Annotated in this window: 20 protein-coding genes and 1 tRNA gene; all 21 read left to right on the top strand. The window is 42.2% G+C overall.

Translation table 11 applies throughout. From position 1 onward, the window contains the following. The first annotated feature begins 47 nt into the window (after nt 1-47). A tRNA-Met gene (locus C0979_RS11640) sits at nt 48-121 on the top strand. A 34-nt stretch (nt 122-155) separates the two neighbouring features. Further along, nucleotides 156-860, top strand: coding sequence for a phage terminase small subunit (gene terS / locus C0979_RS11635; protein WP_101696154.1), 705 nt, complete (start codon nt 156-158; stop codon nt 858-860). Beyond that, a complete protein-coding gene (locus C0979_RS11630) occupies nt 850-2,139 on the top strand; it encodes a PBSX family phage terminase large subunit (protein WP_101696153.1) in 1,290 nt (429 codons plus the stop codon). Before terS ends, C0979_RS11630 begins: the two co-directional genes overlap by 11 nt. Nucleotides 2,140-2,143: 4 nt before the next feature. Then, entirely contained in the window at nt 2,144-3,628 is a 1,485-nt protein-coding gene (locus tag C0979_RS11625) for a phage portal protein (RefSeq protein WP_101696152.1), read from the top strand. After that, nucleotides 3,615-4,976: a minor capsid protein gene (locus tag C0979_RS12190; protein WP_242962707.1), complete on the top strand. Its 1,362-nt coding sequence runs from the start codon at nt 3,615-3,617 to the stop codon at nt 4,974-4,976. The genes C0979_RS11625 and C0979_RS12190 overlap by 14 nt, the downstream gene beginning before the upstream one ends. Before the next feature lie 263 nt (nt 4,977-5,239). Beyond that, nucleotides 5,240-5,746: a putative periplasmic lipoprotein gene (locus C0979_RS11615; protein ID WP_101696151.1), complete on the top strand. Its 507-nt coding sequence runs from the start codon at nt 5,240-5,242 to the stop codon at nt 5,744-5,746. 36 nt (nt 5,747-5,782) lie between these two features. Further along, nucleotides 5,783-5,908 (top strand): hypothetical protein, encoded by a 126-nt coding sequence (locus tag C0979_RS12230; protein WP_278336535.1) that lies wholly within the window; start codon nt 5,783-5,785, stop codon nt 5,906-5,908. A gap of 153 nt (nt 5,909-6,061) precedes the next feature. Further along, nucleotides 6,062-6,652, top strand: coding sequence for a phage scaffolding protein (locus tag C0979_RS11610; protein WP_101696150.1), 591 nt, complete (start codon nt 6,062-6,064; stop codon nt 6,650-6,652). A 26-nt stretch (nt 6,653-6,678) separates the two neighbouring features. Next, entirely contained in the window at nt 6,679-7,554 is an 876-nt protein-coding gene (locus C0979_RS11605; RefSeq protein ID WP_101696149.1) for a phage major capsid protein, read from the top strand. Nucleotides 7,555-7,574: 20 nt separating this feature from the next. Continuing rightward, nucleotides 7,575-7,886, top strand: coding sequence for a phage head-tail connector protein (locus tag C0979_RS11600; RefSeq protein ID WP_101696148.1), 312 nt, complete (start codon nt 7,575-7,577; stop codon nt 7,884-7,886). A gap of 94 nt (nt 7,887-7,980) precedes the next feature. Further along, entirely contained in the window at nt 7,981-8,196 is a 216-nt protein-coding gene (locus C0979_RS11595; protein WP_242962706.1) for a hypothetical protein, read from the top strand. Next, complete coding sequence (locus C0979_RS11590) at nt 8,196-8,606, top strand: HK97-gp10 family putative phage morphogenesis protein (protein WP_101696146.1); 411 nt, start codon at nt 8,196-8,198, stop codon at nt 8,604-8,606. Before C0979_RS11595 ends, C0979_RS11590 begins: the two co-directional genes overlap by 1 nt. Nucleotide 8,607: 1 nt before the next feature. Continuing rightward, a complete protein-coding gene (locus C0979_RS11585) occupies nt 8,608-8,970 on the top strand; it encodes a hypothetical protein (RefSeq protein ID WP_101696145.1) in 363 nt (120 codons plus the stop codon). A gap of 5 nt (nt 8,971-8,975) precedes the next feature. Beyond that, on the top strand, nt 8,976-9,548 hold the full coding sequence (locus C0979_RS11580) for a hypothetical protein (protein WP_101696144.1): 573 nt from the start codon (nt 8,976-8,978) through the stop codon (nt 9,546-9,548). 15 nt (nt 9,549-9,563) lie between these two features. Continuing rightward, nucleotides 9,564-9,890, top strand: a complete 327-nt coding sequence (locus tag C0979_RS11575) for a hypothetical protein (RefSeq protein WP_101696143.1) — start codon at nt 9,564-9,566, stop codon at nt 9,888-9,890. A gap of 29 nt (nt 9,891-9,919) precedes the next feature. Beyond that, nucleotides 9,920-10,177, top strand: coding sequence for a hypothetical protein (locus C0979_RS11570; RefSeq protein ID WP_242962705.1), 258 nt, complete (start codon nt 9,920-9,922; stop codon nt 10,175-10,177). Continuing rightward, nucleotides 10,178-13,315 carry a phage tail tape measure protein gene (locus C0979_RS11565; protein WP_101696141.1) on the top strand — a complete coding sequence of 1,046 codons (3,138 nt, stop codon included), beginning with the start codon at nt 10,178-10,180 and terminating at the stop codon, nt 13,313-13,315. It abuts the gene before it with no gap. A gap of 3 nt (nt 13,316-13,318) precedes the next feature. Then, entirely contained in the window at nt 13,319-14,155 is an 837-nt protein-coding gene (locus C0979_RS11560; RefSeq protein WP_101696140.1) for a hypothetical protein, read from the top strand. Nucleotides 14,156-14,157: 2 nt separating this feature from the next. Next, the gene (locus C0979_RS11555) at nt 14,158-15,129 is read left to right on the top strand and encodes a siphovirus ReqiPepy6 Gp37-like family protein (RefSeq protein ID WP_242962704.1); all 972 of its coding nucleotides are present in this window, start codon (nt 14,158-14,160) and stop codon (nt 15,127-15,129) included. A 3-nt stretch (nt 15,130-15,132) separates the two neighbouring features. After that, nucleotides 15,133-15,927: an H-type lectin domain-containing protein gene (locus tag C0979_RS11550; RefSeq protein WP_101696138.1), complete on the top strand. Its 795-nt coding sequence runs from the start codon at nt 15,133-15,135 to the stop codon at nt 15,925-15,927. A gap of 23 nt (nt 15,928-15,950) precedes the next feature. Next, the coding region (locus C0979_RS11545) for a hypothetical protein (protein ID WP_101696137.1) at nt 15,951-16,293 on the top strand (343 nt) is incomplete at its 3' end.

Raw genomic sequence — 16,293 nt, 5'->3', positions numbered from 1 at the left:
AATGATAAAGAGGCACCCTCCGGGGTGCTTTTCTCATGCAAAAATATGGATACATAGCTTAGTTGGTGAGAGCATCCGGCTCATAACCGGGCGGTCGCAGGTTCAAGTCCTGCTGTATCCAGTAATATAAAATAAATGGATTGGAAGGTGGTGAGATGCCGAGAGCAAGAAGTCCGAAGCGAGATCAGGCATATCAGATATGGATTGACTCAGGCGGAAATAAGAAATTAAAAGATATAGCTGCGGAATTGGAAGTGTCAGAAACACAAGTCCGCAAGTGGAAAAACCAAGATAGATGGAATAGTAACGTTACCAATCCGAATAGTAACGTTACTAAACGAAAACATGGCGGTCAGCCAGGCAACAAAAATGCAGTCGGTCACGGCGCGCCGAAAAGGAATAAGAATGCAGAAAAGTACGGTTTTTTTTCGAAGTATCTTCCAGAAGAGACCGTTTCAATTATTCAAGAGATGCCACAGGATCCGCTGGATATCCTCTGGGATCAGATCCAGATTGCCTATGCTGCTATTATCCGGGCACAGCAGATCATGTATGTGGAAGACCGGGATGATAAGACAATCGAAAAAGTCGGCGAGAGTTCCGGAGACACCTTTTCTGAGAAGTGGGAAGTGCAGCAAGCCTGGGATAAGCAGGCTTCTTTTCTGTCGGCTCAGGCAAGAGCACAGAAGACGTTGGAAGGAATGATCAATCGATATGAGGAGCTGCTTCATAAGAATTGGAAGCTGGCAACGAAGGAACAGAAGGCAAGGATTGATGCTTTGCGATCTAAAATTGAAAAAGATGATGATAAACCAATTCAGATCACATTTGTAAAGGCGAGCGATAAACGTGGAGTGTAAAAATATAGAGTTTTCTTTGAATGATCATTTTTATGATTTTATAGATGATTGGAACTGTAAATTTTATTTTCTGGTCGGTGGATATGGCAGTTCTAAAAGCTATCATGTAGCTGTAAAACTGATTAAAAAATTACTTGAAGAGAAACGAAAAGCGTTGGTTGTCCGAGAGGTCTTTGATACAATCAGAGATTCCTGTTATGACCTTCTACAAGAAGTTGCTGAAGCGATGGGTGTATCGGACTATATGATGTTTACCAGTTCTCCTATGCAGGTTCGGTTTAAGAACGGAAGCCGAATTATTTTCAAGGGAATGGACAAGCCTGCAAAGTTAAAGTCATTAAATGGCGTGTCTATTGTATGGATTGAAGAATGTTCGGAAGTTAAATATGCAGGATTTAAAGAAATTCTTGGACGTTTGAGACACCCAACACTGAGCAATCATATTATTCTTTCGACCAACCCAGTTAACAAAAGTAATTGGTGTTACAAGTATTTCTTCCAAGATAAAAAGAATCAGGTATTTGTCCTTGATGATGAGAAGTTGTATAGAGAGCGAATACTGGTAATTGGAAACACGTACTATCACCATAGCACAGTTGATGATAATTATTTTGTACCAGATTCATATGTTGAACAATTAGACGATTTGCAGACTCACGATCCCGATCTGTATCGTGTTGCCCGTAAAGGACGATTCGGAGTAAACGGAACCCTTGTGTTCCCCCAGTTTGTAATAGAACCTGCAGAACAGGTAGAAAAAGAGATAAAAGCGATCAAGACACCGCTTGAAAAGAACGGAATGGACTTTGGTTTTGTTACATCCTATAACGCCGCTCTTCGCTTGGTAGTGGATCACGATGAGAAGATACTGTACATATACCGAGAGTATTATAGCAGGAATAAAACAGATCCTGAGATCGCAGAAGATTTAAAAGACTGGAAAAACGTTTTGATTAAAGCGGATTGTGCAGAGCCTAAGGCGATTAAATATTATAAGCAATCGGGCTTCCGGATGAAGGCATGTAAGAAATTCCAGGGAAGCCGAGGAATGTACACCAAGAAAGTGAAACGTTTCCGAAAGATTATTTGTTCAGATGCGTGCCCTAATACGATTGATGAGCTGCAAGACTTGACATTTGCAGTAGATAAAGATGATGAGATCATAGAGGATGAATTCAATATAGACCCTCATACATTATCTGCAATCTGGTATGCGTTGGATGATTATGAGGTGGCAGACCTGAAAGGTGGAGGACTTAGTTCCTTCCGGAAGAGGTGATGAAGTGAAAATAAGAGAGATATTTAGCAAGATACGAAAAGGGGTGAAAGCTGGGATGGCTGCAGCAACAGAGAGCAATGAGTTGAACGATAGTAGAATTGTGTATCTGATAGATAAGTTCATGCGTTCCGATCAGCGGAAGATGATGCTGACTGGAGAACAGTATTACAGAGTTGATAATGATATCAAACAAAGAAAAATCATGAAAAAGGTGAATGGATATAACCAAGAGGAAACTTGGAAGGCAAACAATAAGCTTGCACATGCGACTTATAAGAATCAAGTGGACGAGAAGGTGGCATATCTGCTCACGAAGCCAGTTACATTTAAGCCGGAGGATAATGGAAACGGCGATCGGTATGTTGATCTGCTCAAGGACATTCTTGGAAAACATTTCCAGTATCAGTTGTCCCGGTTAGGATATGAAGCATCCAACAAAGGAATTGCATGGCTGCATGTGTATATAGATCCGGGCGGCGAGCTGAGAACAATGGTGATTCCTGCCGAGCAGTGTATCCCGGTGTGGAAAGATAAGAATCATGAAGAGCTAGAGGCTATGATCAGAGTCTATTCAACTACTGTTTGGCAGTACAATCGTGAAAAAGAGATTACGAATGTAGAAGTGTGGACTGCAGATAGTGTTTCATATTATCGGTTGGAAGAGAAAATGCTTATCTACGATATGGATCAGAGCATGGATCAGAACGGTCCGGTAGCACATTATCGGAATGGGGAAGAGTGGAATGTGTGGAACAAGGTTCCTTTTATTCCGTTCAAAAATAATCAGATCGAAGCTCCGGATATCCAGTTTGTGAAAACTCTGCTTGATGGGTATGACCTAAGCAGGAGTGAAGCTGCTAACTATGTGGAAGAAGTAAAGAACTTGATCTTTGTACTTAAAGGATACGGAGGACAGGATCTAGCCGAGTTCATGAAGCAGATCAACGAAGATAGAGCAATCCCTATTGACGATCCGGAAGAGGGTGGAGTGGATACGATTACTCCTCAGATGGATATCACGGCGTTAAGAGAACATTACGAACAGTTGAAACGCGATCTGACCGAAGATGGGCAGTCGGTAAATAAAGACTTAGATAAATTCGGTGCGGCACCATCCGGCGTGGCTTTGAAGTTCATGTATTCCGGATTAGACTTGAAGTGCAACCTGATGGAAGCAGAATTCAAGATTGCTTTTGAAACACTTCTGTACTTTGTGGATGAGTATCTGCGGATTACTGGCAAGGGAAGTTTCGAGAATATTGAGGTGGAGTTAGTATTTAACCGAGACATGGCGGTTAATCAAGCGGAGCAGATCCAGAATTGCACAAACTCAAAAGGCACTGTGTCAGACAAGACTATCATTGCTCATCATCCATTCGTTTCAGATGTGGAAGAAGAGCTGAAGGCACTGGAAGAACAGAGAGAAGCAGAAGGACCAGCATGGGACATAGCACCGTCGGCAAGGGATGATGGAGATGGCGAAGAATAGTGAATACTGGGAAAAGCGCATAGCTTCGGAAACATGGAAGGTTTACAATTCCATAGAGGAGAAAAATAAGGAACTGCTGCAATTTTACATTGAAGCAAGTGAAAGTGTAAAGGATGAGCTCTATCGACTGGCTGAGAAGTACAGCAAGGATGGAGTTCTTTCTCTGTCTGAAATGTATAAGCAGAACAGGCTCGCGGAGCTGAATAAGAAGTATGAAAATATCATCGAAGAGCTTGGGCGCACTACAGAAGAGTTCGCAAAGAAAAATATGCAGCAAGGGTTCCAGAATGTCTATGAAAAGACTGCAAAAGGCATGGGAGATAACGATTTCTCGATGCCGAATAAGAAGCTGATGGAAAAGATGATGGAGACTCCGTGGCGTGGCGATAACTTTTCCGGAAGGCTTTGGAAGAATCAGAAGAAACTTGCAGTTAGTCTGAATGATGTGCTTCTTACCGGCTTGCAACAGGGAAAGACTGTAACAGAGATTGCTATTGCGTTACATAATCGAATGGGGCAGGGCTTTAACGAGTGCCACAGGCTTGTGCGTACCGAGAGTATGCACTACCTGAATGATGCGACTTTGCAAAGATATAAAGATGCGGGAGTAAGGTATATTCAGATATGGGCGGCACTGGATGAAAGAACGTGTAAAACCTGTGGGAGCTATCACGGAAAGATATATCCGATTGATAAATGTCCGGCAGTTCCTTTTCATGCGAACTGCAGATGTACGATTATTCCGGTTACAAATGAAAAGGTGATTGCGGAGTATGAGAATAAATATGGACAACTTGGAGGCTTGATGAAATTATCTATACCAGATCAAGTATATGAATTGTCTGGAATGAGTCGAGAAATAAAGAACACGATTAATGGTGCAATAAGAAAGCTTGAAAAAGAATATATTATTTACATAGACGGGATAGAAGGAGCACACATGGGAAAGCGAGATATATTTGGAAGTGGCGGCTATGTAGATGATACTGGTATGTTGAGATATTCATTGCTTTTTAATTATGATGTAAATTACGAAAAAGTTGAACATCGCATGGAAAAGCTGTATAATGAAAAAATAATGGCGGGGAAAAATTTTGAAGATTATATAGCCCATGAGATAGCGCACATTATACCTTTTCAGGATTGCATTACAGAGGAAGACTATTTGCAAGTAAGGGAAGAACTCAGAAGAGCCTTTGTGTATGGAGTATCCGGCTATGCGGATAGGACGCGGGATGGCGCAGAGAGTTTAGCAGAAGCATTTGTTCGATATAGAAATGGAGAGAAAATACCAGATGAAGCAGGAAAACTTATTAAAAAATACATCCTTCCTTGGAGGAGGTCATAAACTTACATTACCTAAATGCATGATGTGTGATAATTTTACGGAGGATAAAAAGGATAATATCATGAGGTGCAAAGCTTTTCCAGACGGAATACCAAAAGATATTTTATGGGAGTCGGAAGAAAAAGAATGTAATAAAGGGATTAAGTATAAAAATGAGTAGTAGCCACCAGTCATAACGACCGGTGGTATTTTCTTGCCTTTTTTTCCCTAAACCGATATAATTTAATTAGGTTGCTAATGTAGGGGATAGGAGGAAAAAAAGTATGAGAAAGATTGTAAGCATGCTATTAATAGCTATGATGTGTTGTGGGTTGCTTACTGGGTGTGCAAAACCTAAAGCGCAGAAACTAGAGTCGGCAGACAATAGTGAAGAAGTAGTGGAAGATGTTCAGGAAGATAATGATGCAGACGAAGAAAATGAGATGTCACCAGAAGAAGAGGCAGAACTATTAAAAGAACAGGAAGAAAGTTTAACTATATATGCAGATATGATTTCGGAAATTGAACAGGAGTTGCCCGAGTTAGACGTTCAATATATCGTGGATTCAGATGATGGTGGAAGAAATATGTCAATACATATGGAGTTACAAGAAAGCAAGGATGCGACATATAATATAATTTCACAATTTTTAGTTACCAAAGAAACTCTTTTAAACAATAATGAGATAAATGAAATAACGGTTTTTGTTTATAATAATGGTGAAAATGATGGAATATTGATGTTTCAGAACGAGGCAGGAAGATATGAGCCGACTGTGAATACATTATAGTATTTTACCCACTTACTTCGGTAGGTGGGTATTCTTATGCATATTTTTAAGCATAATTATGGAAACTCAAAGCTGAAAGGGGCGAGAATCAATGACCAGACAGCCAAGATCGGTGATGCAGTTTATTTTGATGGTAAGTGGCTATCAGTAGAAAGGCGGTGATCCAGATATCTCCCAGCTCAGGGTTACGAGCATACAAGCATCCGAGAGGGTGCTATTTTTCTACCCTTTTTTATGGGTTGCAGGGTATAAAGAACAACGGTACATCCCAAGACTGGGAGAGCCAGTATATAAAATCTATGGAGGTAAGTAATTATGGATTGGTTACAGAAAATTTTAGCAAATGCAGTTTACGGAGACGATGGAAAGCTTGATGTGGAAGCTACCATGAAGAAGATTAACGAGGAAGCTTCCAAGCATATTATTCCGAAAGAACAGTACAACGGTAAGGTAAAAGAGCTGGACGCAGCTAATAAGACCATCGGGGAACTGAAAAAGGGAAATGCAGACAATGAAACTCTGCAAAAGGCCATCAAGGATCACGAAGCTACAATTAAGCAACTTAAAGCAGATCACGATAAGGAAATCAAGGGAATGCGTATTGATGCAGCTATCAGTAAGGTACTTGCAGATAATAACGCAAAGCATGCGGACCTTCTTTCCGGAAAGTTTGATCGTGAAAAGCTGATTGTGGCAGAAGACGGAACTGTATCGGGACTGGATGAGCAGATGAAAGGGCTAAAAGAGTCCTACAAAGATCTGTTCGGTGCGACGGTATCAGGCAGAACACCGGCGAATCCAGAAGGAAGAAATAATGTACCAACATTTGAGACACTTGTTAACAATGCGGACACCATGACAGCCGAAGAAGTGGCTGCACAGTTCGCAGCATTAGAATCTAAATAAAAAAATAGTAGAAAGAGGTATAACTTATGGCAGTAGATAATTTTAAACCAACGTTATGGGAAGGTGCACTTCTCCACAATTTTCATTCTGTATCCATCGCTGATGTGATGTGTACAAAACCATCTAATGTAAATGGTAAAACGGTAACTTTTAACCGTGTTGCAGCAGGCTCTTTGAAAGATTACTCCGGCACAGTAGATTGGGCAGAAATCGAGACAACACCAGTAGAAATGACATTCGACAAGAAAAAGTACTTTGCTTTTGCTCTTGACGATGTTGATAAAGTGCAGCTGAAAGCTGACGTTATGACAGCGACTACACAGGAGCATTCTGCTGTACTTGCAGAGCAGTATGACAAAGATTTCTTCGTTGCGCTAACAACAGGTACAAAACTGAAAATCGGTGCTGCAGGCTCTAAAAAGAAAGTAACTCCGGCAAATGCTTATGACTACATTGTAGATCTTGGAACGATGCTTTCTGAGAAGAAAGTTCCTAAGACTGACCGGTATGTAACTGTAAATGCAGCATATCTTGGACTATTATCCAAAGATAAGAGATTCACAGCGAATCCGACAGTTCTCGCAAATGGTGTCGTCGAAGGACAGAAAATCAATGGCATGCAGGTAATGTGTTCTGAAGAGCTTCCGGCAAATCAGATTGTTGCTCATCATAAGTCTGCTATTGGATCTGCAAAACAGCTTGACGAGATTGAAGCAATGAGACTGCAGTCTAAGTTCGCTGATGGTATCAGAGGTCTCTGCATGTACGGTCAGAAGCTTCTCAGAGATGATGCAAGTGCTGTCCTCTATTATGAAATCGGAACTGCAGCTGACGTTGATCCGGTTAACGTAATCGTAAAGAATACAACAGATAACCCAGTGCACACAAAAGCTGGAGCTTAGAAAGAAAGTAGGTGACGTGATTGAAGGACAAGGTATTAAAAAGCATATTGCTTCGTCCCGGAATGTCGGAACAGGATATTGATCTTTTGGACGATTTGATAGATGATGCTCTGTTAGATATCAAAAGCTATCTCAATTACGCATCTACAAATGATTTACCGGAAGAAATCGCACCGGCTGTAAAGGAGCTGGTGCTGATCCGGTTTAATCGAGATGGCGCAGAGGGGATTTCCAGTGAGTCTCAGAGCTCTGGTGGAAGCACAACCTACAGTGACGCGCTTCCAGATCATGTGAGGCGAATTATTCGCAAGTATCGTAAATTACCGAGGTGATGAAATGTCTATTAACAGGGATATGAAAAAGTATACGTTGGAGCATAGGCTCCCAGTACGAACTCCTTCGGGTGCTACGCGTTATGAGTGGAATATGGTAAAAAAAATCAAAGTGGCAGTATACAAGACGGATGATATGCACATGGTGGCATCTGAAAAATATATGCGGTCTACGCATTCCGGTCTTACTCATTGTAAAGAGATAAAAGCGGATGAATACCGGTTGATTCGCAATGGAACTGTATATGAGATTACAGACTGTAATACGGAAGGACGATTAACGAATCTCTTGTTAAAGGTGGTGGAGTAATGCCGGATAATGAGGAGTTTATTAGAAGCATGGAAAATGCCACGTTAAAAATGGTGATGGATATGTCCCAAAAGATGGATAAAGCGTGTTTAGTTGTGGAATCACAGGCAAAGCAGAACTGCCCGGTTGATATTGGTATATTAAGAGCTTCCATTGTAAGTGAAACAGAGGTAACAGCAAGTGAAATCGTTGGGCGTATCGGTTCCAATGAGGAGTATGCTCCATACGTGCATAATGGAACTGGTATCTATGCAAAAGACGGGAATGGGCGTAAGACTCCGTGGGGCTATACGGTTCGTGCCGGAAAGCATAAGGGATTTCACTGGACGCAGGGGCAGCGCCCACAGCCATTCTTGGAAAACGCGAAACTGGAGAAGAAATCAGCTGTAGAAAGGATACTGGGTGATTAATATGATGGAAACAGATATTAAGCAATATATCGAAGAGAAGATTTCAGAGTTAAGAGATCGCTTATTCCCTGTATTAACTACGGACATTTCCAAACTGAGTGCGGTGTATTTGTTTACAGATATTAGTTCAGATCATGTGAAAGAGAGTCAATTAACCCTAAACGTAATAGGAGCGGATTATGGTGAGTGCATGGAGGTACACCAGAAGCTGAAAGGGATTCTTGCTATGAAATCAGATCAGGCATTTGTAAAGTATCAAGATACCTATTTTCATTCAGAGTTGTCTTCCGGCGGTGGTGCACTTTTTAATGATGATCTGCAAATGTGGGAAATAAGCAAATATTATATTTTAAATTGGAGGTAATATAAATGCCAGGAACAGAAAAACACGATAAAAATGAAATTTTATTAGGAGCAGGCGAAGTCTATATGTACGAGTTTGATGGAAAAGAGATTCCAGAGGATTCAGTGATTGAGACAGAGGATCATAATGTAGGTCATTGTCAGGGTGGTTTCACCATTGACTATAAGCCAACAAAGTACGATGTGATTAACCAGTATGAAAAGGTTGTAAAATCTTTTATCACAAAAGAGGAAATCACGGCAAAGACAGGTATCTTATCCTGGGCGCTGGATAAGCTGAAAATGCTGTCTACAGGAGAATACAAAGCGGACAAGGTAAAGAAAGTGCGGACTCTGTTATTTACAGGGAAAGGAAAATCTATTTCCACCGTGCTCTTCCGGTTCGTGCATGAAAAAGAGAATGGAAAGAAGATTCGATTTACCATGATCGGGCAGGGCGGAAGTGGTTTTGCTCTTGAGTTTGCTTCCAAAGAGCTGACGATCAATGCGGAGATTTCTGCGATTCAGAAACTGGATGGATTCCTTGCGAAATTTGAAGAAGAGTTGACGGATGACGAGGCAGCAGCACTTACTGAGTAGAAGGGAGATCGTGAAATGTTAGATTTAGATAGATACATGAATCATTCGATTGAGATGAAGGTTTTCGGAAAGAAACTTGAGATTTTGGAGCCAAGCTTTGAAATGCTGATGAAAGTAGATGAACTGGAAAAAGACCTGACCAGTGAGAACTTACACGAAAGGCGGTTAAAAACTGCCGAGCTCTTCCTGAACCACAATAAGCAAGGTGTGAAGATTTCTCAGAACGATATTAAAAAGCTTCCGTTTGAAGCGGTTTCCCGTTTGATCGCAGAAGTAAGCGCCATGAGATATGAAGCCGACCAGAACCCAAACTCAGGATCCCAATCCCAGGCGGAGAAGTAGGACAAGCAATTGTTGAGAAATACTTTCCAATGGAAGATTGGGAAAGGTCATATAATCTAAACACAGCGATTATTAAGAGAATAAGTGAGTATGCAAGGCTTAGCTTCAAAGAGGTCATGCAGCTCCCTTATTCTTATTTTTTGCTGTTAAACCGCGAAAGCTGGATTGACAGCTACAATTCTTCTGCGGAAGGAAGAAAGATATTAAAAGAGTTATGGACGTTGCAACAGACGGGTGCAGATCTGGAAGCAGTGCATGCGTTTCAAAAGAGGAAGGAGGGAGCGTAAATGGCAGGAGGCATTAAATTAGCACCGCTTTTAACAGAAATGAAAGTGGATATTGCAAGCTTTAAAAGTGATATGTCCAAAGCGGCGGCTCTCGGTGTATCAGAGGCTGATAAGATCAGCAAGCAAATGTCAAAGACAGCGAAAGTTGGAGAAACATTATCTAGAACAGGTGCCGCATTGACCAAAGGGCTTACTGTTCCTCTTGCAGGCGCTGCTATTGCAACAACTAAGATGGCGGTGGACTTTGAAAGTAGTTTCGCAAAGGTGAGTACACTACTGGATGATACGGTCGTAGATTTCGATAATTATAAAGATTCCCTGATTGCAGGATCCAACGAGACGAAAGTTGCGGTTGATGAATATTCAGAAGCGGTATATCAAGCTATTTCTGCCGGTGTTGACCAGACAAAGGCGGTAGAATTTACAACAGACGCCATGAAACTTGCAAAGGGCGGTTTCACTTCCGGAGCTTCCGCAGTAGATATTATGACTACTGCTATTAACGGATATAATTTGAAAGCAGAGGACGCAACAAAGATATCTGACATGCTGATCACAACGCAGAACCTTGGTAAAACTACGGTTGATGAGCTCAGTCAGAGCATGGGTAAGGTTATCCCGATTGCCAATTCTGTTAATTTTGGAATGGATGAGTTGTCAGCATCCTATGCACAGCTTACCAAGAATGGTATTGCGACCGCGGAAGCCGGAACTTATCTGAAACAGATGTTATCTGAGCTTGGAAAGACCGGAAGTGATGCGGATAAGGCTCTAAAGGAAATGACCGGCAAAGGTTTTGCTGAACTTAAGAAAGAGGGCATAGCTACAGCAGACATCCTGAACATGATGAGCCAGTACGCTGAGCAGAACGATATGACTCTGAAAGATATGTTTGGCTCTGTAGAAGCTGGTTCGGCGGCGTTGGTTCTGGCGAAGGGAAATGGTCAGGAATACAATGAAATGTTGGCGGCTATGAATACCAGTGCAGGAGCAACACAGGAGGCATTTGAAAAAATGGATGCGACTCCTGCGGAACAGCTGAAAGGTGCATTGAATGAACTTAGAAATTCCGGTGTGAAATTCGGTGCTGCTTTTGTACCGGTCATAACAAAAGTAAGTGATGTACTGTCAGATGCAGCAGACGCTTTCTCTGGATTGTCGGAAGAACAGCAGGAGAATGTGGTGAAATGGGGGATGGTACTGGCAGCAGTTGGTCCGGTTATGCGGGTGACAGGTGGTGCGATTACCACATATACAAAGCTTGCCAGTGTGATAGGCGGTGTTACAAAGGCAACTGGGACGGTAGGAAGCTCTTACGGTCTGATCGGAAGTTTCAGCGGTCTTCTTGGCGCTTGCGCTCCGGTGGCAGCAGGAGTAGCGCTTGTTGGTACTGGTCTGTATGCAATTCACGAAAATTCGCAGCTAATGAACCGAAGTGTGATCGAATCGAAAGAAGATCTGTCTCTGATGGAACAGGCGCTTGCGAAGTTGCAGGGGGTAGAAGTAAAGTCGCGTGAAGAGCTGGAAAAGCTTGGACTGGTGCATGAAGAATTTAGTGATGATCTCAGCCCAGAATTTCAGAAGGCTGTTGAAAATTCCACGGAAAAGCTACAGGAGTTCAGCGTATTCCTTCGAGAACTGGGCTTTGATGATGTCATAGATCAGCAGGAGAGTGATGAGTTTACCCAGCGTGTGAACGAGATGTGTGACGAGGCAATCAGTACGGTTCAGAGCAAGAAAGAAGAGTCTCAGGCTGCATTAAAAGAGCTCTTTGTAGCAGACGATCAGGTAATTGATGAAAGTGAGCAGAAGGTTTTAGAGATCTTGTCTGCATCGAGTGATAATCAGATCAATGAGATAACAACCTTGCAGGGAGAAATACTTGCAATTAAGCAAAATGCTGTGAACGAAGGACGAGCATTGAACGAGCAAGAGATTGCCGATATTGAGTCAAAATATGCACGTATAAGGCAAATCGAACTAGAGGCTCTTGGTGGCACACAGGAAGAAATCGCTTATGCGAAGAATGAGTTTAATACAAGGATTGAAACAATGGACGTTGGTTCCGCGTCTAAGTTAATGCAAGAGAAGTCTAAGATCAGAGATGATGAAATTGTAAAAATCAAAGCGTCATACGATACGCAGATTGAGATGTTAAAGAGTAAGGCGGCGGAATGTACTGGATCTGAGAAGGAAGAACTAGATAATCAGATAGCTAACTTGGAAGCGGACAGGCAAAAGAAAATAGATTCTCAGAATGAGCTTTGGGACGAGTATCTGAATATTGTGAAAGAAAAGAACCCGAAAATCTTGGATATGATTAATAAATATAACGGCGAGATTCTTACGCAGGAGGATTTGAAATCTCAGGAGCATTTGGAGAAATTAAGAAATCGGTATGATGGTATAAACTCTATTACGGAGAGCGGTTGTTATCGGATGGTTGATAAGGTGACCGGCACTATGAGTGAAGTAGTCGTTAGTGTGGATGAAAACACGGGGGAAATTACGGGGATATATGATAGAACCAATAATGAATTGGCAGGATATACGGCAAGTATGGCGGATTCGACCAAGAAAATGGCGGATAGTGAATCGGCATCGTATATGCAGATTGTGAGTGCTCAAATGCGATACGATGAAGAAACGGGAAACATAGTGCTTGCTAATGGAGAAGTGGTTGGATCTATGTCTGAAGTAGAAACGGCAACCGATGGAACGCGAACAGGTATTGTTAATATTAATGGAACTCCTTATAACATCAAAGTAAATAAGGACGGGACGATACAGGCATTGAATGAAATTGATGCGGCTGCTAATAATGCTGCTCGTGCGCGTACGCTTACAATTACTGCCGCTGTGACAGGAGCAGCTGCCGGACTTGGTTCGTGGGTAGCAGGGGGATCTCACTTTAACGGGCTTGATAATGTCCCATATGATGGCTATCGAGCGGTACTCCATAAGGGAGAGAGAATCTTAACTGCTGAGGAAAATAAAAGCTATTCTTCCGGAAGAGATCTGACGGATTATGAAGCTATTAAAAAAATTGTCAGAAGTGAACTGAACAACATTGTAATCGAATTAAATGATAGAGAAATGGGACGTGCATATTCGCGGTATGCAGCAGAGAGGGGGTAAATTGTGGAACTATACTATTTAAACAGCGAAGGAGAAAAACTGGATTTCGCAAAGCCCCCGTATGTTCCTAGAGACATATCAGAGTTATTGGATTATGAATGGGGCTATGAATCGGAAGGGAGCGGAATAACTGGCTTCGCAAAGGAAATGGCAGAGTTATCTATTGTCCTTAATGTGTTCGCTGACGATGAAGAGGCTTATATCAAAGCGTGCAATCGCCTGTTTACTGTGACCGAGAAGGATGTCATTAAAAACACAAAAGGGCGACTCTATTATAATGGCCAGTATGTATTGTGTAACTTGATAGGAAGCACGAAAAAAGACTGGTGCGTGGGGGTTAATTTCCATCTGTGCTATATGCGCTTGATCACAGACCGCCCGGTTTGGATTAGGGAGCGAAAATATGAGTTCGTGAAGTCTATAGATGGGAAAGTCAATGATCCATATCTCGATTATCCTCATGGCTATCCATATGATTATATGGGAACTGTCAAAGGAACCGGAAATATTATCAATGATGGTCTGCAAGCGTGCGATTTTAAGTGGATCGTATACGGTCCATGTACGAATCCAAGAATCCTGATCGGCGGGAATCCGTACGAAGTAAAAACGGTAGTGTCTGATAGGGAATACCTGACGATAGATTCCAGGGAAAACACGGTTGTAAGAACAAGATTGAATGGTTTTACTGTGAATGAGTTCAATAACCGGCAGAAAGAACCATCTATATTTACAAGGATTCCAGTAGGAAACAGTAATATTACATGGGACGGTAATTTTGGACACGACTTGATCTTGCTTATGGAGCGTAGCGAACCCGAAAGAGGTGGTATATCGTGATTGTGGCAAATGAAAAAGGCTGCGAATTAGGTATTTTGAAGAACTATAAAGAAGCGGAGTTCTCTATCGGAGACGAAAACGATTTTGTGATCGTACAAAAATCACAGGCAGTAAATAAAGAATTTTTGTGGTATGAGTCCCAGGTGTTTATTCCTGGGACGGAATTTGGAGGCATTGTAAAAGATGTCACAAGTCTTACCAAATCGAAAACCGTAAAGTTTATGGGCGACACTTGGCGGGGGATGCTGAGTAAAAAAATCATATCTCCTCCACTTGGTCAAGACTATTTGACCGTCAGCGGAGAATTGAATGGAGTCGTAAGGAAACTGTTACAAGAACACTTCGGGACTTGGTTTGTAGTGCCGGGAGAGAGTACAGGTGTTACAGTGAAGTACCAGTTTAACAGGTATGTAACTTTGTTAGAGGGTTTGACCTCGTTATTGGAATCCGTTAATTACAAACTCGATATTAAGTACATTCAAGGTGCCCCTGGAGAGGCAGGCTACGTGGAGGTTTCTGCGGTTCCAATAAATAATTATTCCGAAGAGGAAGAGTATAGCCAGGACTGTAACATCCAAATGACTGTAAGAGACTGCCGGCGAGGAATAAACCATCTTATTTGCCTCGGTAAAGGGGAGTTGAAAGAGCGTATACGAGTTGATTTGTATGTGCAAAAAGGTGGCAGTATCGACAAGGTACAATATTATAAAGGACTTGAAGAAAGAACGGATGTGTATGACTACTCGTCTGCGGATGCTGCGGATCTTGAAGAGGGCGGGAAGAAGCGCTTGAAAGAACTTGCCGATTATAAAGAATTTGATATGGATATCGAAAAAGCAGATTTAGAGCTTGGAGATATCGTATCCGGAAGAGACCATATAACCGGCCTTCATGTTGCAAAACCGGTGATACAGAAGATTTTGAAGATCAGCAACGGGAAAGAACGAATTGATTATAAGCTGAAAGGAGATTAAAAGATGGAGATAGTAACAGGTCATAGAGGCACTCCACATGTTACCCCATATAAAGTGGGGGACTTTCAACAGGGGATTGTTGGAAGCGAGGATTATGTTCTTGACGTGGGCAGCAGATTAGAAGCCCAGATCGTGACGAACAATCGTATCGACATAAAAGACGGAAGCATCTGCATGCAGGGAAGGCACGCAGTAATACAGAAAAATATTAACGATGAGCTGACGATCGAGAATGGAATGCAGGGGGAAAAGAGAATAGACCTTATCGTATCACGATATGTTAAAGAACCTGATACGGGAATAGAAAGCATTGATACCTCTGTGATTCAGGGGACTCCGAGTAAAGGATCTCCGGCGGTGCCTGAGCATGTGGTTGGAGATATTCGGAATGGGGATCTGAAACACGAGATGCCTCTGTACGAGGTTGAATTGAACGGGATTAACGTAACAGAAGTTCGTCCGGTGTTCAAACTCCTCTGCAATATGTCAGAGTTGCAGAAGCAGTTTGATGAATTAAATAGCAATTTGATCCAAAGCGGTACAGAGCTGGTTCCAAACGCCAATGGTTACTTTGCGATCAAGAATATTACATTCCCGGTGCCTTATGCAGAGATCCCAAATGTGACAGCTACCGTCTCGAATGGAGACAACAACGACAGCTTGGAAGCTAATATATTTTCTCAGGTTGGCCGTGTCTCAAAAACAGGGTGTGTGCTGAAAGTATGCTGCTGGAATGAAAAATTAGCCGGATCTAAATTTAAAGTGTCGTGGATCGCAGTTGGAAGACGGGAATTATAAGTGCATTAGGAAGGAGGAGAAACATGCAGTTAAAATTTAACGACGGAACTACACTTGCAATTCAAAAAGTCACAGAGCTTGGTGGCGGTCTGCAGGTGCTGGTTGCTGGAACAACGCCGGAGAAACTTCGGGAATTGTTTACGGATCCGGTTAAGACCACGAAAATGACCGTGACGGAACGGGGGCAGGCGCTGGGAGAGTATGAGAACTACACCGAGTTCTACAGGACGGAAGAGTATACCGGGAAAATCTACGGGGTTGTAGTTAACAAAGTAGGAGAATCCGTGGAGGAGCGTCTTGCTAGTGCAGAACAGACTATAGATAAAACAAACACGGATATGCAGATGGCGGTCGCAGAGCTGACGA

The sequence above is a fragment of the Dorea phocaeensis genome (assembly GCF_900240315.1).
Lineage (GTDB): Bacteria > Bacillota > Clostridia > Lachnospirales > Lachnospiraceae > Dorea_B > Dorea_B phocaeensis.
Note: the sequence above shows the minus strand (reverse complement) of the source record. Positions and strands in the feature narration are given on the sequence as shown.